19 protein-coding genes and 1 pseudogene are annotated in these 18,947 nt (G+C 61.2%); 9 read left to right on the top strand and 11 right to left on the bottom strand.

Going from position 1 to position 18,947, the window contains the following annotated elements:
- Positions 1-54 precede the first annotated feature (54 nt).
- From N7607_RS04455 to N7607_RS04420, 8 genes are all read right to left on the bottom strand, one after another.
- Entirely contained in the window at positions 55-984 is a 930-nt protein-coding gene (locus N7607_RS04455) for an MlaD family protein (RefSeq protein ID WP_000433686.1), read from the bottom strand.
- A gap of 91 nt (positions 985-1,075) precedes the next feature.
- The gene (locus tag N7607_RS04450) at positions 1,076-1,897 is read right to left on the bottom strand and encodes an ATP-binding cassette domain-containing protein (protein WP_023093371.1); all 822 of its coding nucleotides are present in this window, start codon (positions 1,895-1,897) and stop codon (positions 1,076-1,078) included.
- Complete coding sequence (locus N7607_RS04445) at positions 1,894-3,051, bottom strand: ABC transporter permease (protein WP_000063629.1); 1,158 nt, start codon at positions 3,049-3,051, stop codon at positions 1,894-1,896. The genes N7607_RS04450 and N7607_RS04445 overlap by 4 nt, the downstream gene beginning before the upstream one ends.
- A complete protein-coding gene (locus N7607_RS04440; protein WP_000837791.1) occupies positions 3,048-3,668 on the bottom strand; it encodes a DUF3313 family protein in 621 nt (206 codons plus the stop codon). The genes N7607_RS04445 and N7607_RS04440 overlap by 4 nt, the downstream gene beginning before the upstream one ends.
- A gap of 15 nt (positions 3,669-3,683) precedes the next feature.
- Complete coding sequence (locus N7607_RS04435; RefSeq protein ID WP_038421338.1) at positions 3,684-4,031, bottom strand: SMR family transporter; 348 nt, start codon at positions 4,029-4,031, stop codon at positions 3,684-3,686.
- Between the two features lie 80 nt (positions 4,032-4,111).
- Positions 4,112-7,216: an efflux RND transporter permease subunit gene (locus N7607_RS04430; RefSeq protein ID WP_003092293.1), complete on the bottom strand. Its 3,105-nt coding sequence runs from the start codon at positions 7,214-7,216 to the stop codon at positions 4,112-4,114.
- A gap of 24 nt (positions 7,217-7,240) precedes the next feature.
- Positions 7,241-8,383: an efflux RND transporter periplasmic adaptor subunit gene (locus N7607_RS04425; RefSeq protein WP_223294861.1), complete on the bottom strand. Its 1,143-nt coding sequence runs from the start codon at positions 8,381-8,383 to the stop codon at positions 7,241-7,243.
- Positions 8,384-8,403: 20 nt separating this feature from the next.
- Positions 8,404-9,045, bottom strand: coding sequence for a TetR/AcrR family transcriptional regulator (locus tag N7607_RS04420; protein ID WP_023093369.1), 642 nt, complete (start codon positions 9,043-9,045; stop codon positions 8,404-8,406).
- Positions 9,046-9,145: 100 nt separating this feature from the next.
- On the opposite strand from N7607_RS04420, the gene N7607_RS04415 reads away from it, so the two are divergent.
- The 4 genes from N7607_RS04415 to N7607_RS04400 all read left to right on the top strand — a co-directional run bounded on the left by N7607_RS04415 (position 9,146) and on the right by N7607_RS04400 (position 12,220).
- Positions 9,146-10,549: a TolC family protein gene (locus N7607_RS04415; RefSeq protein ID WP_000078291.1), complete on the top strand. Its 1,404-nt coding sequence runs from the start codon at positions 9,146-9,148 to the stop codon at positions 10,547-10,549.
- Positions 10,550-10,642: 93 nt separating this feature from the next.
- A complete protein-coding gene (locus tag N7607_RS04410; protein WP_000405670.1) occupies positions 10,643-11,548 on the top strand; it encodes a LysR family transcriptional regulator in 906 nt (301 codons plus the stop codon).
- Between the two features lie 32 nt (positions 11,549-11,580).
- Positions 11,581-11,844: an EexN family lipoprotein gene (locus N7607_RS04405; RefSeq protein ID WP_000717310.1), complete on the top strand. Its 264-nt coding sequence runs from the start codon at positions 11,581-11,583 to the stop codon at positions 11,842-11,844.
- A gap of 58 nt (positions 11,845-11,902) precedes the next feature.
- Positions 11,903-12,220, top strand: coding sequence for a multidrug efflux SMR transporter (locus N7607_RS04400; protein WP_000539741.1), 318 nt, complete (start codon positions 11,903-11,905; stop codon positions 12,218-12,220).
- Between the two features lie 228 nt (positions 12,221-12,448).
- Here N7607_RS04400 and N7607_RS04395 read toward each other — a convergent pair.
- From N7607_RS04395 to N7607_RS04385, 3 genes and pseudogenes are all read right to left on the bottom strand, one after another.
- Positions 12,449-12,634, bottom strand: a pseudogene (locus N7607_RS04395) (integrase core domain-containing protein); the annotation flags it as partial.
- Positions 12,635-12,729: 95 nt separating this feature from the next.
- Complete coding sequence (locus N7607_RS04390) at positions 12,730-13,260, bottom strand: hypothetical protein (RefSeq protein ID WP_000043569.1); 531 nt, start codon at positions 13,258-13,260, stop codon at positions 12,730-12,732.
- 281 nt (positions 13,261-13,541) lie between these two features.
- Positions 13,542-14,447, bottom strand: a complete 906-nt coding sequence (locus N7607_RS04385; RefSeq protein ID WP_023093368.1) for a LysR family transcriptional regulator — start codon at positions 14,445-14,447, stop codon at positions 13,542-13,544.
- Positions 14,448-14,752: 305 nt separating this feature from the next.
- On the opposite strand from N7607_RS04385, the gene N7607_RS04380 reads away from it, so the two are divergent.
- The 5 genes from N7607_RS04380 to N7607_RS04360 are packed head-to-tail and all read left to right on the top strand — an operon-like array spanning position 14,753 to position 18,939.
- Entirely contained in the window at positions 14,753-16,750 is a 1,998-nt protein-coding gene (locus tag N7607_RS04380) for an IncP-type conjugal transfer protein TraG (RefSeq protein WP_001163195.1), read from the top strand.
- Positions 16,747-17,223, top strand: a complete 477-nt coding sequence (locus N7607_RS04375) for a ribbon-helix-helix protein, CopG family (protein WP_000085131.1) — start codon at positions 16,747-16,749, stop codon at positions 17,221-17,223. The genes N7607_RS04380 and N7607_RS04375 overlap by 4 nt, the downstream gene beginning before the upstream one ends.
- Positions 17,220-18,290, top strand: coding sequence for a P-type conjugative transfer ATPase TrbB (trbB, locus tag N7607_RS04370; protein ID WP_023093367.1), 1,071 nt, complete (start codon positions 17,220-17,222; stop codon positions 18,288-18,290). Before N7607_RS04375 ends, trbB begins: the two co-directional genes overlap by 4 nt.
- Positions 18,287-18,673 (top strand): TrbC/VirB2 family protein, encoded by a 387-nt coding sequence (locus N7607_RS04365; RefSeq protein ID WP_000150010.1) that lies wholly within the window; start codon positions 18,287-18,289, stop codon positions 18,671-18,673. The genes trbB and N7607_RS04365 overlap by 4 nt, the downstream gene beginning before the upstream one ends.
- Positions 18,670-18,939 carry a VirB3 family type IV secretion system protein gene (locus tag N7607_RS04360; protein WP_003092280.1) on the top strand — a complete coding sequence of 90 codons (270 nt, stop codon included), beginning with the start codon at positions 18,670-18,672 and terminating at the stop codon, positions 18,937-18,939. Before N7607_RS04365 ends, N7607_RS04360 begins: the two co-directional genes overlap by 4 nt.
- Positions 18,940-18,947: the final 8 nt, after the last annotated feature.

The raw sequence follows: 18,947 nt of genomic DNA, 5'->3' as shown, positions 1-18,947 counted from the left end.
CGAGTACTAGCGTCATAGTCACGGCAGCGACGGGAATCATCCTGGCGGAAGTGTTCACGGCTTGGTTTCCTCAATGTTCTCTCCACCGAGCAGGTATTGCGCCGGATTGCGATCCAGTCGGCGCAGCACGGTGTTTAGATTGGCCAGCGCCTGCTGGAGTTCGTGCATGGCAGGACCTGTGGCGGCCAAGCCCTGGTTCAGCGATTCCTGATTGTTTTGCAGTAGCGTCTCAACCCTGAAAGCGGCGCGTTCGAGGGATGCCGTTGCATCACGCGTGTTCACCATGATTTGCTTACCATCGTTATTTAGTAGCAGGTTGGCATCGCGAAGAGTGCTATTTGCTTGGCGCACGGCAGCTGTCGATTCTCTGCTTGCTTCGGTCAGATTGCTGATTAACGTCGCGATCTCGGCCCTCTGGTCAGCGACCGCGCCCGTGGTCTGTTCAAGATTCACCAGACTGCGGTGCACAAGAGCCAAATTCTCCTTCGACAGTAACTCCTGCGTGCGCAGCAAGATGCCGTTGAGTGTCGTCATGCTGTTCCCCTCACCGGAGACCAGGGATGCCATCGCCGAACGTGGTGCGAGGATCAACGGTTCCTCGTCCTCTCTCCGATCCAGCAATGGCACGTTTGGCCCACCGTCGCTCAACTCGATCACCGCGTTGCCGGTAATTCCCGTGATGACCAATTCAGCGCGGGTATCCTGCCGGACCGGGATGGTGGCATTGATGCGTACGCGCGCTATCGCCCGCCTTGGGTCTCGCGGTGAAAGAGAAAGTGCAACGACTTCGCCAATCGTGATTCCGCTGTACTGAACCTGGCTGCCGGGCGTAAGCCCGGTCACTGGCTCATCGAACATAATCCGGTAATACTGGTAATCGTGGTCGGAACGTGTGTCGCTGAGCCAAAGCGCGAAGCCAATACCAATCGCACCGAGCAGCACGACGAACAGACCAATGAATACATGATGGGCACGTGGTTCCATGATCAGACCACCTCGTTCTCAGAGTTTAAATATTGCGTGCGCCCAGCCCAATGCGTGCGCGACGGAAGAATGATGCAGATGCGGAGGGGTTTCATGGCTGCGTCTCTTGGCTGGAAGCACCAGTGGCCTGTGCGGCCGCACGGCCACGGGGGCCGTGAAAGTATTCCTGTATCCACGGGTGCTTGAAGCGCTCGACTGCCTCGATGCCGTCGTTGATGAGTACCTTCTGGTTCGCCAGGACCGCGACACGGTCGCATATGGTGTACAGCGTATCGAGGTCGTGGGTTACCAGAAACACCGTGAGGCCCAGTGCATTGCGCAGGGTCAGAATCAATTGGTCGAAAGATGCAGCCCCGATTGGATCCAGTCCTGCGGTGGGTTCGTCAAGAAACAGGATGTTCGCATCAAGCGCCAAGGCTCTCGCCAGTGCTGCTCGTTTCACCATGCCTCCGGACAACGAGGCCGGATACTTGTCTCCCGCTCCGGCAGGCAACCCCACCAAGCCCAGCTTGCTTCTTGCCAAACGCTCGGCAAGAGGCCGCGCCAGACCGACATGCTCGATCAAAGGAAGAGCGACGTTCTCCAAGACGGTCAGCGATGAATACAACGCGCCCTTCTGGAACAGAATGCCGAACCTTCGCTCCATACGCGCGCGCGCAAGCCATTGGGCTCGCAGTAGGTCGCGCCCCCCGATACGGACCACGCCCGAATGCGGCTTCTGCAGCCCGACGACGCTACGCAAGAGCACGGATTTCCCGGTGCCTGACCCTCCCACCACGCCAAGGATTTCCCCGCGCCGCACGTCCAGGTCTAGGTCCTGATGGACCTGCTGGGTTCCAAACCTGTTGTCCAGGCCGCGCACTTCAATAGCGTGTCGCACACCGTTGTCGGTGTCTTGCTTCACCGCGCTCACCAGCCCATCTCCATGAAGAACAGTGCAGCGATGGCGTCTATCAGGATCACCATGAAGATTGATTGCACGACACTAGACGTCGTGTGGTCGCCTACCGACTCAGCGCTACCGGCGACCTTGAACCCTTCATGGCAGCCGATAGCGGCGATCATCACCGCGAAGAGCGGGGACTTGCTCATTCCGACAAGAAAATGGCGCACCTCGATTTTTTCCTGCACGATGGCAAGGAACTGTGCGGGAGGAATTTCCAAGCTCAGTGCGCATACGGTGGCGCCGCCCGCAATGCCAGCCAAGATGCCTACTAAGGTGAGCAGTGGCAAGGACACAAGAAGCGCCAGCACGCGTGGCAGCACCAGTAACTCGATGGGGTCGAGCGCGTTGGAGCGAAGCGCATCGATCTCTTCATTTGCCTTCATCGAACCGATTTGGGCGGTGTACGCGCTTGCGGTACGGCCTGCAATCAATATGGCCGGGAGCAGCACTCCGAACTCGCGCATGAACGAGAAGGCGACCAGATGCACCGAGAAGATGCTCGCACCGAAGTTGGCCAGCACCGTTGCTCCCAGGAACGCCACCACCATTCCTACCATGAAGCTCAGTAGCGCCACGATGGGAATGGCGTCCACCGCTGATCGCTGGATTTGAGCGATCACCGAGGTCGCGCGCCAGCGACGCGGGTGACGAACGGTACGGCTCCATGTTTCGATGATCTGGCCCACGAACCCGGCCAGACCAAGACACGCACGACAGCCCTGTTCCAAGGTCAGGCCTATGCGTCCCAGACCGCGGAGCAGAGGATTCCCGCTCACCGCTGCTTTCTCCGTCTTCTGCTGATCGGTAGCAGCGGCGGCCAGCGCTCTCATTAGGGCGAGGCGATCCGAGGACAGATTTGGAGCTGCCTCCGGCCGGTCGAGTATCGAGTCTGGCCCGAGAATTTCCACCAGCAGAGCCGCGCCGGCGGTGTCCAGTCTCTGGACTTGCGTCCAGTCGAGTAAGGGAGTGGCGTACCCCTCGGCATGACTGATGCGGGCGGCGGACACGGATTTTGCCAGACTGGCGTAGTGCTCTATCGTCCAGTCGCCACCCGCCAGCCATTTGTGATCACCGCCGACCATGGCATCCTGCCGGAGCCAAGCCTGTGAAGCGTTGCTCATGGCTGCGTGTCCCGCCAAGCGCTGTCGATGCGCTCGATGCAGTTCGTGATCGCCGCTTTGGCATGACCCAGCAATGTGTACGAACCGGCGAACTCTTTAATGACGTTGCCGCGCTCGAAGCAACTGGCGGCAGCAACCCGGCGTCCCGTCCTTAAATCGACTGCTTCGAACTCTAGGCTGGCACCACCCGTCGTCACGGGTCCAACCAGCAGGGTCGTCATTGCATTGACTGCCCGATTCGGTGTCTGCAGTTCGGTGACCGCTACACGCACCCGAACCTGTCCCGCGCCACCTGGGGGGGCGGGACTTTTGCCTTCCTGGCGTTTCAGTTCGCTCGTCACATGGTCTAGCACTTCGCGCTGCTGCGCGTCATCGAGCCCATCGATGCGACCCGAGGCGGTCTTGATCTGCGCTTCTTCCACCACGACAGCGGCATAACGCTTGGGCTCGAATCCCGCTGCGCGGTACATCAGTACGTTCTCGTATCGTGTCGGCGATAACTTCTCGTAGTCGCCGAGAAATCCGGAGCGCGTCATGCTGTTGGTCGCGCATCCAGAGAGCGCGCCTGCTACGCAAAAAAAGATGCCGCCGCGGATCAATGCAGTTTTGCTCTTCATAATGGGTCTCCTTGATCAAACGAAACTAAGACAGGCAATGCCTGCTGCGATGAGGGCGGTGCCAGACCAGCGCGTTACCGATGCGACATCGCCTAGTAGGAGGGCGCCGACGCCCAAGTTTCCAAGTAGCCCGATTCCTGCCCAGGCTGCAGAGGCCGCGCTGATCGGAATCCGCTTGAGCGCGAACCACAAAAGTGCGCCGCTGGCCGCCATGCACGTCACTGCCACACAGAGGCCGACCCAGCGCATCGGACCGCCCGCCGTGATGGCCCGCAGGCCCAGTGGATAGCCCGCTCCTAGAACCCCTGCGGCAATGACAATCGACCAGGATTTCCAGATCAGCGGATGGGTGCTGAATCGCATAAGCCTAGCGAGACATACGCATGAAGCGTGGGTGCATACGAATTCTGAGAATGCGCAGCACGCGGCGGCTCGCAAGAGACTCATGAGCGATCTCCATGCGCGGTGGCGACACTCAGGTTCCACGGCCCAATTCGCTTGATTCCAAACAGGACTTCGTAAAGCAGCGGAATCAAGCCCAACGTCACCAGCGTTCCGAGTGCCAGCCCACCGATCATCGCGATCGCCATCCCTTTCCATAATGGTCCGGAGAAGAGCATGAGTGGCACCAGTCCCGAAATGCAGGTGACCTTGGTCATCACGATTGGACGAAGCCGTTGTATCGCGGCCCCAACCAAGGCTTCATGGCGTGGCAGGCCTTCCGCTAGCCCCTGGTCGATGCGTTCCAGCAAGAGCACGGCGTTGTTGACAATGATCCCGAACAGGGCCAGTACGCCGAAGGTCGCCATGAAGCTGAAAGGTGTGCCGGTCAGCTTCAGAGCCAATACCACGCCGATAAGCGTGAAAGGGATCGTCGCGAGGATCACACCGAGCTTGCGGAAAGAATTGAACTGCCATACGAACAGCATCAGCATCGCCAGAAATGCGAGGGGCATGTAGGTCGACAGCGCGGCGTTCGATTCGGCGGCTTCCTCGATCTCGCCGCCAAGTTCAACCGAGTAGCCCGCGGGCAGGTCCAGGGCAGCGACGCTAGGCGCCAGGCGGTTGATGATCTCCTGGGCGGTGTAAGAGGTGTTCTGTCCTTGCACGGTGATCGTGCGGATGAGATTGCGCCGTTGGATGACCGAGGGCTCGCTCGCGAGCGATACGTCTGCGACCTGAGCCAGCGTCACCGCTGGACCGCCGTTGGTGGGATAGATGAGCGTCGCGCCTACGTCTGCCGTGCTGCGACGCTCGCTTACGATACTGCGCAGGACGATCGGGACGGAGGTGTCACCGTCGCGAATAACCGAGATCGATCTGCCGCTGTAGCGGACATCCAGCCCGCCAGCGATGTCTTCAGTCGTCACGCCCGCCCGACGCGCGCGGTCCTGGTCGACCCGTACGTCGATGCGGCCAACGCGCGTATCCCAATCGTTCTTGACGTTGATGGTGCCGGGCAGCTTGCGCAGCGCTGCTTCGATTTTGGACGCGGCCCCCAACAATACCTCCTCATCCGGACCGCTGACGCGATAAATGGCAGTCCCTGACTCGGTCGCACCGAGCGAGAAACGCTTGGGCTCGGCGCGCACGTCGCCATGTGCTTGCGCAAAGTAGCTGCGGGTGCGGGCGAGGACGGCGTCGATGTCGCTCTTCGGCTTCAATGTGACAACGAAGTACGCGATGTTCGATGCCGGCAGTGGTGGATTCAGGCTAAGGATGAAGCGCGGGCCACCATCGGCGACGTAGCCGATGTGATCGGAGACTTCTGGATTGATGTTCGTGTCGCCCAGCCAACCACTGATCTGCTTCACGCGGGCGAGCGTTTCGCGCGAGTCGGTACCGGGGGCGAGCTGCACCGGAATCTGGAACTGAAGCCGGTCGGACTTGGGCATGAAATCGTACGGCAGGGTGGTGAAGCCATACAGCGCAATGGCAAGCGCCGCGATCATCGACGCTACATAGACCGCCTTATGGTGGAGCACCCACTCCAGTACGCGCCGGTAGCCACGGTAGAAGCGGGTGTCATAGGCGTCGCCCTGCTCCTGCTTGTGATGGGGTTTGGCGAAGTGGTAGCACAATAGGGGCGTGACAGTCAGGCACAGCAGCCACGAAGCGAACAACGTCAGTGCCAGCACGACCACGAGATTGTGCAGATACTCGCTCGTGGCGTTCTGGCCAAAAAAGAACGGCGAGAACACGATCACGATCACGAGCGAGGACGTGAGCAGCGGAATGGCGAGCGTGCGGCCCGCCTCGAGGCAGGCATGCTTACGATCTTCGCCACCGGCCAGGCGGCGTTCGATGTCTTCGGCAATCACAATGCCGTTGTCCACCAACAAGCCGAGCGCAATGATGATGGCGCCCATCGAGACGTTCTGAAGCTCGATGTTCATCGCGCGCATGACGATGAGTGCACTGAGGATCGTCAACGGCACGATCATGCCCACGATGATCCCGGTGCGCCAACCGAGAAATAGCACGACGACACCGAGGACGACGATGATCGTCTCCATCATGACGTGGTTCATTTTGCCCATCTCGTGCTTGACGACATCGGCCTGGAAAGTGACGTATGACAGATCGAAACCCGCCGGCAGCAGCTTCTCCTGGTCTGCAACCCGTGCTTTGAGCGCTTTTCCGAACTGCTCCACGTTCTGACCGGAGGCCATCGAAACCGCCATGACGACAGCGGGCTGGCCTTTGTAGATGGCAGCAGATTCCGGCGGATCGGCTGGCCGCACACTCACCTGCGCCAGTTCACCCAATGCGATCGTCGGCACGGGCGCCGTACTACTTTGCGGTCGTGGCAGCGCGATCGGCATTGCTCGCAGGGAGGGAGCGTCACGCACTTCGCCACTGACCGCCAAGGTTGCATTGATGCCGCCGACAACAATTTGTCCACCCGAAGCGACGACGTTCTGTTTGACGAGTTGGTCGATCACCCCCTGTGGTGTCAGCTCCAATCGCGCGAGCCTAGGCCGATCGAATTCGAGATAGACGCGCTCTTCCTGCAGGCCGTAGAAAGTGATGCGCTCAATACCAGGCACGGTGTACAGGCGGTCGCGCATCTGCTTGAGCGCGACGCGCATCTCGCTCATGGAGTAACCTGGTGCAGTGACCGCAATCGAGGCAACCGCGACGCGGCCGAAGTCTTCGTCGACGAAAGGCCCCATCGTGCTCTGTGGTAAGGCATCCTTCGAATCGGCGACCTTGGCCCGGACGCGCTGCCAGATCGGTGCCAAGTCGGTGTAGCGGTCCCAGATCGTGACCTGGATCATGGCGCTGCCTGCGCGCACGGTGCTCGTCACGCGCTTGACCTCTGCCAGTTCGCGCAAGCGCTCCTCGATCGGCCGGGCAATGAGTTGCTCAACGCGTTCGGCGGGCAGCCCCGGGTTCAACGCCGTGACCATCGCATCGCGGACCGTGACAGTCGGCTCCTCCTGAGAAGGAAAATTCAGGAAGGTCGCGATGCCGGCGACGAAAATGATGAGCGCTACAAAGTAGGTAAGTCGACTGGCGCGCAGCGCCATCTCGGTGATCTTCATGATGAAGTAACCTGGTGGATCGCGTTAGCGCTTGGTCAATTGAGTGGTGGCTTCCAGTGGTGTCACTGGCTGTCCATCGGTGAGCCATCCTCCTCCGGCGGCAACCACCGTCTCGCCGGGCTTGAGTCCAGCGAGGACGCGCGCGCTGTCTCCTTCCTGTACCGGCGTGAAGCGCACCGCGCGACGGTGCACCTTCTTATCTTCAGGGGTGTAGACGAAGACGGAAGCCTCGCCCGGCTTCGTGCCGAGCACCAGCGAGGCATAAGGTATGGATACAGTCTCGGGCCGAGAGGTCTTGGAGGTTGCCGCAGGTGCGTCGAGCACGACCTGTACGGGAATACCTGGCCGAAGTGCGCGCGCTTGCGCGTTATCTTCAGGCACTAGCACCACGGGTAGGAGCGAGCCATTTTCGGCGCGCAGACCGACACGACGTACCACCGCTCGGATTGGTTGTTCGGCTCCGCTCCAGCTCAGTTCTGCGCGTTGGCCGACATCTATGTGAGGTGCCTGTGTAGTAGACGCGTTCGCGATGATCTCAGTGCCACTGCGCACGCCGTCGACCTGAAATACCGGCGCACCAGCAGCAATGTCGGTGAACGCCAAAGCCAGCTTTTCCGCCACGACACCATCGAAAGGAGCGACGATCATCGTGCCACGTTGTGCTCGTTCGGCCAGGCCAAGCGCCGCCTTGGCAGTGCGCGCTTGACCCTCTGCGACCGCTAGCTGCGCCTTCGCGCTCTCGAACGCAGCAGGGGAGATGACTTCGCTTTCGAGCAACCGGCGCTGTTGATCTGTCTGTACACGTCGATCCATCAGGCCGGCTTCGGCGGCCGCCAGGGATGCTTGCGCTTGTGTCACGCGAAGCCGGTCAGGTTGCGCATCAAGTTCTGCCAGGACTTGGCCGCGGGAGAACCGTTCACCCACGTCGACGTTCAACTTGGCGATCCGTCCTCCTGTTTCAAATCCTAGGATGCTGCGCTCGGTTGCTCGCGCCGAGCCAGTCAATTCGATGCGAGAGCTATGCGGGAGATCCGACTGCGCGGCGGCGAGCTTCACTGCGCGCGGAGGCTCGGATACGGTGGATTGCGAGTTTCCGCACCCTGAGAGCAGAGTCGAAATGGATAGTGTGCAAGCAACCGCCAAGGAGCGCGGTGCGCACGCGGTCATGACACCGCTACGGACGCGACTCATGTGCGTCCTTTTGCCGGGACAAGTTCGAGATGGCCCGAGGCGAGATCCTGGAGCGCCCGAAAGAAATGCCGCCGCTCTGCGGGTGCGAGTATTGGCAAACCCAGAAGATCGGCGAACAGGGCGCCATCCAATGCCAGCATGATGAGTGCCGCGGTCTCGGTGCCACGCGGGGATCGACGCACGCGTTCGTACTGCACGCGGTACCACTCGCGCAGTGGGTCGAGAAGTGTTGGATCTTCCGCAGCTGCCGCGAGCAGCGCTGCGCCCATCTTCTGCATCTCGTCGTCGGGCATCGCTTCCACCTGGCTCGACAGCCAGGGGTCCGGATCTCCGGCAAACCTGCGCTCGTGATTGGCTTGTACCGCGTCGAACGCCCGGATCATCTCGTCGATCAGTGTCACGAACAAATCGCGTTTGGTCTTGAAGTGATAGAGAAACGCCCCTTTGCTCAACCCGGCCCGCACAACGACGGCGTCCAGTGTCAAGCGACTGGCACCTTCCTCCAGCACCAGTTCGCGGGCGGCCTGCAGGATGCGGTCGCGAGTTCGCTGGGCTCCTTGCTGGAGGCCGGGCTGCGCATCGGCGCTGCTATGGGCAGTGGACGGGGGGGGCAACTTTGTTTTCGCGCGGGGCGGCATGGTCGTGCTCCAAAAAAGCTTGAGTCATATACAGTCCAGACGGTATAGTAGAAGCCATACAACAGTCCGTCAAGACTTTTTCGGAGCGCAAGGAGCTGCCATGTCTCAAATTCTTGAACGCTATCGCCTCATTGCCATGATTTCTCCGCTACTGCTTCTTGCGGCCTGCAGCCATGCCCCGCACTCTGCCGATCCACCTCGCCTGGATGTACCGGCCCATTTCTCAAATGAAGAGGGAGGTGAAGGCATCTTGGACAAATCGTCCCGCCGTACTCTTCCCGTCGATTGGTGGACGGCCTACGGCGATCCGCACCTCAATGCCTTGGTCCGGGCGGCGCTGGAGCGCAATACCGAACTGACGATTGCGCGAGCGCGCGTGGACGAGGCATCGGCCGCCACGCGGCGAGCACGGGCCTCCCTGCTCCCCTCGTTGTCCGCGGGCACGCAGGCAACTCGAGGACGCGACTATTCAGAGAACGTTGCAATCGGCAATGATGGCCGCGCCACGTTGTCCGCATCGTGGGAGGCAGACCTGTCGGGACGGCTTTCGCAGGCAGCAGAAGGTGCGCGCCTGGATGCGGTGGCAGCCGAACAAGCGTGGGTTGCCACGCGGTGGCAGGTCGCGTTTGAAACAGTGTCGGCGGCTGTGCAGCAGCGCCAAGCCAGTGAGCTCGAAGCGCTAGCCGCGGCGCGGCTGGCATCCGCAGAACGACTCGTCTTGCTGATGCAACGGAAGTTCGAGGCCGGACAAGCTACCGGCTTCGACATCGAGCGTACCCGCGCCGGCGTCGTCGCACTGCGCGTGGAGCAAGAGCAACTGCGGCGTGCGCGCGGCGAGGCGACGCATGCACTCGATGTACTAGTGGGACAAACGCCCGGAGCGCCTGCAGCTTCCCCAACTCTTGCGTCGCTCGCCGTCCCGGACTGGACACCGACACGCATACCTGCGGACCTGCTGAGTGAGCGGCCCGACGTGCGCGCCGCCGAAGCGAAGTTCGCCGCCGAAACCGCGCGCTGGAACGCAGCCGAAGGCGAACGCTTCCCCAGGCTGGTGTTGGACCTGAGCGGCGGACGGCAGCGCGTAGAGAGTGTGGGAACCCGCATCACTGGAAACATTTTTTCACTTGGGGCCGGGGTGTCGTTGCCGATCTTCGATGGTGGCGCGATCCGTGCCGGCATCGAGACCGGAGAGGCGCGCAGCCGAGCTGCCCGTGCGGAGTTCGAGCGCACTTTGTTGAGTGCTTTGCAGGACGTAGAGAACGCATATCTCGGTTGGCATACGCAGCACGCAGCACTGGAGCATCAGGCCGAGGGTGTCGCAGTCGCGGAGCGTCAGCTCGATCGCAGCCGACGTCTGTTCGAGGCGGGACAAGTGGACGCCACGGTGGTGGCCGAGGCTGAGGCCGGGGTGCTGTCAGCGCAGGCTTCGCTGATCCGCACGCGGGCCGAGACAGCCATGCAATGGGGCGTCCTGGCAAAAGCATTATCCGGCTCTCCTGTTTGATCGCAGAAACATGCTGGAGCAGCTTGCGAAGGCTAGCTAAATAGCGTGACGCAAGGCGAAGGTGGTGAGGCCTGAGTGATGAGGAATGCGAACATGGAAATTCGACACCTGCGCTACTTTCTGGCGGTGGCAGAGGAGCTGCACTTTGCCCGAGCCGCAGAGCGCCTCCACATAGAGACATCGCCGCTGTCGCGCGCCATCAAGGAACTTGAGGAAGAGTTGGGCGTAGCGCTATTTGCGAGAACCACTCGGAGCACCCGCTTGACTCGTGCGGGCAGGCTCTTCTTTGAGAGCGTGCCGCGTGTCTTCGCAGCTTTGCAGCAGGCGCGCGACAGTGTGAACGCCGCAGCCAATGGCTTTCATTGCCAGCTCCGTATTGCATTGTCTGATGGAATCACGCCATCGCGCCTGCCTGCGTTGTTGGCGCTCTGCCGGCAGGAAGAGCCGGAAGTGGAAGTTCGCTTCTTCGAGGTGCCTTTGGCACAGCAAATCAAGGGATTGTGTGGCGAACTGTACGATCTCGGCTTCGCTCAATCGGATGAAGTCGGCGAAGGCATCATCGCCGTGCCGGTGTGGAGTGACCCTCTGATGGTAGCTGTGCCCGCACGGCACCCCTTGCTATCCCACAAACAGATTCCCCTAGAAGAGCTGTTGCGGTATCCGCTGGTGCTCTGCGACGCGGTGGCGTGTGAGGGCCATGCTCGGCAAGTTGAACGGGTGCTACGTCGCGTGGACATAGAGCCACTGATTGCCGAACGCGTGACTTCCAGCGATCTAATGATGGTCCTGGTTTCGGCGGGACTTGCACTAGGCCTCACAGGAGGCGCGCATATCACAGCCAGCAGGGAACAGGGGGTGGTCGCACGGCCGCTGACTGGACGTTCGCCAATGCTCACGACCTATCTACTACGGCCGGCCAGCGAGCCGTCAGAAATGCTGACTCGCTTCATGGAACGCGTTCATTCGATCAAATCTCCAGATGCCAAAGGTCGGCGGTAAACCATCACACAATCTCCCAAAGAAAATTAACCATGAAGAAGATTGCTCTCATATTGCTTTCCTCGACATTGGCAGCCTGCAGCCCATCTGGGAAACCAGATAAAGCCAACCTTCCGACAGTCGATGAATTAGCGCTCAATCCTGAGCGTCTGAAAGAGTTGCGCAAGCAATGCAAGTTGGATCGACCAATGCTGGGCGACCAACTATGTAACCGGGTTGCCGAGGCTACGCGAAAGCGCTTTTACGAAGATGGCGATGTGCCCCACACCACGCCTAAAGAGCCGCCGAAGTTCTAAGCTGGTGGTCATGCCGGAGTATGTATGCCGGATATGAAAAATTTGAAGGAGAATCGCAATGGGTTGGATCTATCTTGTTTTGGCTGGATTGTTTGAAATCGGATGGCCGGTCGGGCTGAAAATGGCGCAAGAGCCAACATCGCGTTGGAGTGGGGTCGCAGTAGCCGTCTCTTTCATGACAATTAGCGGCGCCTTCCTATGGCTTGCTCAGCGTCAGATACCGATTGGGACTGCTTATGCGGTGTGGACGGGTATCGGAGCGGCGGGAACTTTCTTAGTCGGAATTCATTTCTATGGCGACCCAACCTCCCTGATGCGATACCTTGGCGTGGCGTTGATCATCCTGGGCGTTATCACGCTCAAGTTATCGAGTTGATCGCTAGCTCCATTGGTAGCGTAGTCGCTAGGCGACCCAGCTCCCAGAGTGGATCGGGCGCTGGGAACTCGTACGGTCACCTCCTCTCTCTAGTCGCTATGTGACGAGCTTGCCGGCGCCTCGGGAGAGTTCGAGCCAGTGCGCGTAAGGCGGTGGGAGCACCCATTCCGGGTGGCTCCACCTTCAGTGCCTGCGCCAAGGTGACCTGAGTACGAACTTTGTAGCCAGTCAGGCAGTGAGTTCGGAGGGGATGCTATCGGATTGGATCCAGTTGCGCCGGATCGTCGCCGGCGGTTTGTAAGCATGCGCGCTATGCGGCCGCTGCTCGTTGTAGAACTGTCGCCAACGTTCGATCAGCACCTTCGCTTCGGTCCGACTGCGGAACCATTCGCGGTTGAGCAGTTCGTCGCCCATCGTTGCCTGCGAAGTCAGGACCAGCAGAATCCTGAGGGGAGTTCTCATCATGGTTTTCTCCGTTCAGACGCTTGGGATCAAGCGGCCGGAGACCACTACGCCTGCTTGGCTTTGCGCGCTGCCTCGACCAAGCTGTCGAGCCAGTCCTGATGGCCGTTGATCATCGGGTTGGGTTTGGCGTTGTGCAGCTCCTCGGCCGGTTTGCCCTTCTGAGTTTCCTGCGTGAGGATGCGCACGCGCCTGCCGTCCAGGTTCTCAACCAGCCAGGCGTGATGCACATCCAGGCGCGTATCTGTGCCTTCCTCGCCGGACCAGCCGTGCCAGGCCACGCGGCCGGGTTGCCCATCCGCAGGTGGCACGTATTCGTTGCACTGCCCCTCTACCGGGAAGCCGAAGGTCTCGAAGTAAAACCGATCGCCGTCGGCCAGTACCGGGCCTTTGCCGTCATGAAAGCACACGTTAGCCGAGTTGGCGTAGTAGCTTGGCCACAGCGATGGTGTGACGAGTAGAGGCCATACGTCGGCCGCGCTCAAGCCGGCGGCGATGATCTCATTGGAGGCGAAATTCTCAGTAAAGCCCGGCGTGTAGCCTTCGGGCCAGAGGATGGCGTTCTGTTGCTTGCTCATATCGAAGCTCCTTCACAAAATGTCGATGACGCAACAGGGGTGGCTGCGTCATTCAAGTGGTCATGGAGCAAATCATGAGCCTCCATCTGCAATAAGTGAAATCCTAAGTTTCTATTTTTGATATCATAAAATATGATATCAAGGCCTAGGTTCTGCCATCCACCGACTAGGCTATCTCGCAGCGGCGCTACGAAAGGGCGCGTCTCCAATTGAGCCGACTGATTGCTTATTTGTAGTGCGAGGTAGAGTTGTGCTGAGCATGACGATAGGAGCGATCTTGCCTACTTGTTGTTAGCACAGGAAGTGAACAGCAGTGCTCGTATCCAGCGATGTGCTGGATCGTGATGGGTGCGTTCGTGCCAAGCAGCCGTCTTGGTGAACCCCGGTATCTTCACCGGCGGCAGGGAGATAGCCAGCTTGTCCATACCGGCGACCAAGCGGCTCGGCAAGATCGCAACCATGTCACTGGCACGCAGGATGTCTGGCAAGATCAGAAAGCTCTTGACCGACAGTGTGACGCTGCGTCGTTTGCCCAACTGTTCTAGCGCATCGTCGGTGACGCCGCGGAAACCTCCACCATCGTAGGAAACAAGCGCATGGTCGAGAGCACAGAACTGTTTAACGGTCAGCTTGCGCCCCATAGCCGCAGGATGGTCTTCCCGCAGGACACACACATAGTGTTCCTTGAACAGCTCTCGGGCATGCAGATTTGGCGGAGTGATCTCTGGCGTCAGGAGGGCTAAATCGATCTGACCGCGCTCAAGCTGGTTCTGTAGCTGCCCGCTCTCGACTGGCACTAATGAGACTCGTACACGCGGTGCGTGCCGTTTAAGTGCCGATAGAAATGGGACAGCAACGGCACGCAGCGCATAGTCCGTCGCGGCGATGGAGAAGGTCAGTTGTGCGGTGGCCGGATTGAAGGAAGGTGGCTGGAGCAGCGCGTCGATTTCGGCGAGCACCTGCTTGACAGGCATCCCTAGATCCAGCGCCCGCTGCGTTGGAACGATACCCCGCTGCGAGCGCGCGAAAAGCGGGTCACCGAAGCTCTCGCGCAACCGCGTCAGCATGCCACTCAAGGCCGGCTGGGTTAGTCCCAGACGGGCCGCCGCCCGTGTCACATTGCGTTCGTCTAACAATGCGTCCAGCGCCTTGAGCAAGTTGAGATCCATACTCTTGATATTTTTCATTTTTATTCCAATCTTAAATATCATCGTTTTTCATGATATCTAAATATTGCCTATGAGTGGAAGCAAGGCCCATTGACGGCTTTTTTTGGGTAACTTGCTTGGAACTCTGTATGCGCCGCAGTGCGCTTTCGCTTGCGGCGCTTTTCTTTGACTCGCCACCGCGCTCATTCTTTCTTTTCCCTCGACCATTGTGCTGCGAACGGTCTTTGACCGGCACTAGCCCAGAACCGATCCTGACGCCTGCGACACCCCCTGTGCAACGCTTTCAATGAGACACCAGCGCAGGAGAAATCGGAGGACAGGTCATGCAAGGGACGAACGTTCTGTTCGGCCAGATCGCTGTGGTAATCGGCATCGTGATCGCCGGCGTCTGGGGCGCCACACAATGGACAGCAGCGACCCTTGGCTATCAAGTACGCCTCGGATCGCCCTGGTTCGATCTTCTAGGTGTACCGGTTTATCACCCGTGGCGCTTGTTCGAATGGTGGTTCTTCTTTGATGCCTACGCGCCGCACGTCTTCGACACAGGCGGTGCGATTGCGGGTGGTAGCGGTTTGTTCGCTTTACTCGTCGCCATCGCCATGTCGGTATGGCGTTCTCGGCAGTCGCGGCTGGTTACGACTTATGGTTCGGCACGCTGGGCCGATGCCGTCGACATCCGCAAAGCTGGACTGACCCTCCCGGCGGGCGTCTTCCTCGGCCAACACGACGACCAATACCTCCGACATGAGGGGCCGGAACATGTCCTGAGCTTCGCACCCACGCGCTCGGGCAAGGGCGTGGGCTTGGTGGTGCCTACGTTGCTTTCGTGGCCGGCGTCCGCCGTCATTCACGACATTAAGGGAGAGAACTGGAAGATCACGGCGGGCTGGCGTTCGCGCTTTTCGCACTGCCTGCTTTTCAACCCCACCGATAGGCAGTCGGCCGCCTACAACCCGCTGCTTGAAGTCCGGCGCGGCGCACATGAAGTGCGCGACGTGCAGAACATCGCCGACATTCTGGTTGACCCTGAAGGTGCGTTAGAGAAGCGCAATCATTGGGAGAAGACCAGCCACGCGCTACTGGTCGGTGCAATCTTGCATGTTCTGTACGCAGGCGAGGACAAGACGCTGCGCGGCGTCGCCAACTTCCTCAGCGACCCGGCGTGTCCGTTCGAGCTGACGCTGCACCGGATGATGACGACGAAGCACCTGGGCGATGCGCCTCACCCGGTTGTCGCATCCGCTGCCCGCGAAGTGCTCAACAAGTCGGACAACGAGCGATCGGGCGTGCTCTCCACCGCCATGTCGTTTCTCGGCCTGTACCGCGACCCGACCGTGGCCGAAGTCACATCGCGCTGCGATTGGCGCATCGCCGACCTGATTTCCGCCGAGCACCCGGTATCGCTCTATCTGGTGGTGCCGCCCTCCGACATAAGCCGCACCAAGCCGCTGATCCGGCTCATCTTGAACCAGATCGGGCGGCGGCTGACCGAATCGCTCGACGGCAGCGATGGCATCGCGCGCCGGCACAAGCTGCTGCTGATGCTGGACGAGTTTCCGGCGCTGGGTCGCCTCGATTTTTTCGAGTCCGCGCTTGCCTTCATGGCCGGCTACGGCATCCGCAGCTTTCTCATCGCTCAAAGCCTGAACCAGATCGACAAGGCGTATGGGCAGAACCATTCCATCCTCGACAACTGCCATGTCCGGGTGACTTTCGCCACCAACGACGAAAGGACGGCGAAAAGGATTTCCGAAACCCTCGGCACCGCCACCGAGCTTCGCGCGCAGCGCAACTACGCGGGCCACCGCCTCGCTCCGTGGCTGGGGCACCTGATGGTGTCGCGTCAGGAAACTGCACGTCCGCTGCTGACGCCCGGCGAGGTGATGCAGCTTCCACCTGAGGACGCCGTAGTCATGGTGTCCAGCGTTGCCCCGATCCGCGCGAAGAAGCTGCGTTACTACGTCGACGCCAATTTCAAGGATCGCGTCCTGCCACCGCCCGTGCTCGCAGTCGGGAGGTACGCCGACGCGCCGCCAGCCCGCCCCGACGACTGGAGCGGCTTGGCGATCCCGGCCGTACCTACGGCGCCGACCTCGGTATCCGCCGATGGTCCGGGCGGCACCGATGACGGCGGCCCGCGCCGCCAGCTCGAACTCTCCGAAACCGTCGCCTACGAGCCCGAGTTGGACGCGTGTGCGAACGACCTGGAGCTGCTCGATGACGACGACCTGGCGCTCCCGCTTCCCGGCCAGCTCGACCCGGCCATGCAGCGCACGGCCCGGCTGGCTTCTCTCGACCCCAACGACGGAATCGACCTATGAGCCAATACCGCCTCAATCTTTTCATCCAGCCCGAGCACGCCAAGCGCCTGGATGAACTTGCCGCCAAGAAAGGCGTGTCCAAGTCCTCCATCGTCGCAGCGGCCTTGGCGTCCTGGCTGTCACCCGATGCGGGCGACCAGCGTGAGGCCGCCATTGCCAAGCGGCTGGATCGACTGTCGCGGCAGACCGAACGCATGGAGCGCGACCAGAACATCCAGATCGAAACGCTGGCGCTGTTCATCCGCTATTTCTTGACCATCAGCACGCCGGTGCCAGAAGCCCACAAGGACGCGGCCCGCGCCCAGGGCAAAGCGCGCTTCGAGCAGTTCGTCGAGCAGTTGGGTCGCCACCTGCTGCGTGGCCGCAGTCTGGTGCGCGACGTGGTGGAGGAACTGCACCCCGATCCGATGCGGATGGATGACGCAGCAGCGATGGCGTCCGCCGATGAGCGAGCTGCAGAGCGTGCGTCATGAGTGCCGTTCCGCAGATTCCGCCTGAATCTCGCTCATCCGCCGCGGCGTCCCAGGATCGCCGCATCCAGATGCTGCGCACGGCGATGGGGCCGCTGATCGCCGCTGCGCTCGAAGATCCGGATGTTGTGGAAATCATGCTCAACCCCGATCGCACCCTGTGGGTGGATCGGCTGTCGTCGGGTCGCTCGCCGCTGGGCGTGGAGATGCCCGAGGCCGATGGTGAACGCATCATCCGCCTGGTCGCCGCGCATGTCGGCGCGGAGGTGCATCGCGGCCAGCCGCTCTTGACCGCCGAGTTGCCGGAAACCGGCGAGCGTTTCGAGGGCATCCTGCCTCCGGCCGCCCCGGGGCCAGCCTTCGCGCTACGCAAGCGGGCCGTGAGCATCATCGGCCTGGATCGCTACGTGGCCGACGGCATCCTGACCGCCGGGCAGGCCGAGTTCCTGCGCCGCGCCGTGCGCGAGCGGCAGAACATCCTGATCGCCGGCGGCACCAGCACCGGCAAGACCACGCTGGCGAACGCGCTGCTGGCCGAGATCGCCGCCACAGGCGACCGCGTGCTGGTGCTCGAAGACACCATCGAGCTGCAATGCGCGGCCCGCGACCATGTGCCGCTGCGCACCCGCGCCGGCGTCGTCACAATGACCGAGCTGGTGCGGGCCACGATGCGCCTGCGGCCTGACCGCGTGATCGTCGGCGAAGTGCGTGGCGGCGAAGCCCTGGACTTGGTGAAGGTCTGGGGCACCGGCCACCCCGGCGGCATTGCCACCATCCATGCCGGCTCCGCCTTGGGCGCACTGCTGCGTCTGGAGCAACTGATCCTCGAAGTGGCAGTGAATCCGCCCCGCGCCCTGATCGCCGAGGCGGTCAACGTGGTGATTCACATCGCAGGCCGTGGCCGCAAACGTCACGTCGAAACCATCTCCCGTGTCGTCGGCTTCGACGGTGCGGGCTATCGCCTGACAGATGCGCTGGAAACGCCGTTTCCCGAGCTGCCGCCGGTTCCTCTTGCAGCCGCTGCCGCTGCGCCTTCCTCGACCCCTGACCAACCTGGAGAACTGCCATGACGCACGTTGATGCTTTCCGTCTTTCCGTAAATCCTATTTCTCGCCTGTCCAGCATGGCGCGGCTGCGCCACCTGGCCCGTCCCGCAGGGCAAGGGCTGCTGCTGGCCGCGCTGATGCTGTTGCTGGCGGGCACGGCGCAGGCCGCCGGTTCCTCGATGCCGTGGGAAGGGCCGCTGACCTCCATCCTCGAATCCATCCAAGGGCCAGTCGCCCGGATCGTGGCGGTGATCATCATCATCTCGACGGGGCTTGCGCTGGCGTTCGGTGATACCAGCGGCGGCTTTCGCAAGCTGATCCAGATCGTGTTCGGCCTGTCCATCGCGTTCGCCGCGTCCTCGTTCTTCCTGTCGTTCTTCAGCTTCTCCGGAGGGGCCGTCGTATGAGTAAGGCCACCGATCTTCCGGGCTTTGAAGTGCCGCTGCATCGCTCGCTGACCGAGCCGATCCTGCTGGGCGGTGCGCCGCGCACCGTGGCGATTGCCAACGGCACGCTAGCCGCCGCCGTCGGGCTGGGCCTGCAACTGTGGATTCCCGGCGTGGTGCTCTGGATCGTCGGCCACTCGCTGGCCGTATGGGGTGCGCGCGTCGATCCGCAGTTCATGCAGGTCTTCGCGCGGCATATCAAACACCGCCCGCTTCTGGACGTGTGAGGGGAGGA

The organism is Pseudomonas sp. GD04019 (genome assembly GCF_029837695.1).
Lineage (GTDB): Bacteria > Pseudomonadota > Gammaproteobacteria > Pseudomonadales > Pseudomonadaceae > Aquipseudomonas.
Note: the sequence above shows the minus strand (reverse complement) of the source record. Positions and strands in the feature narration are given on the sequence as shown.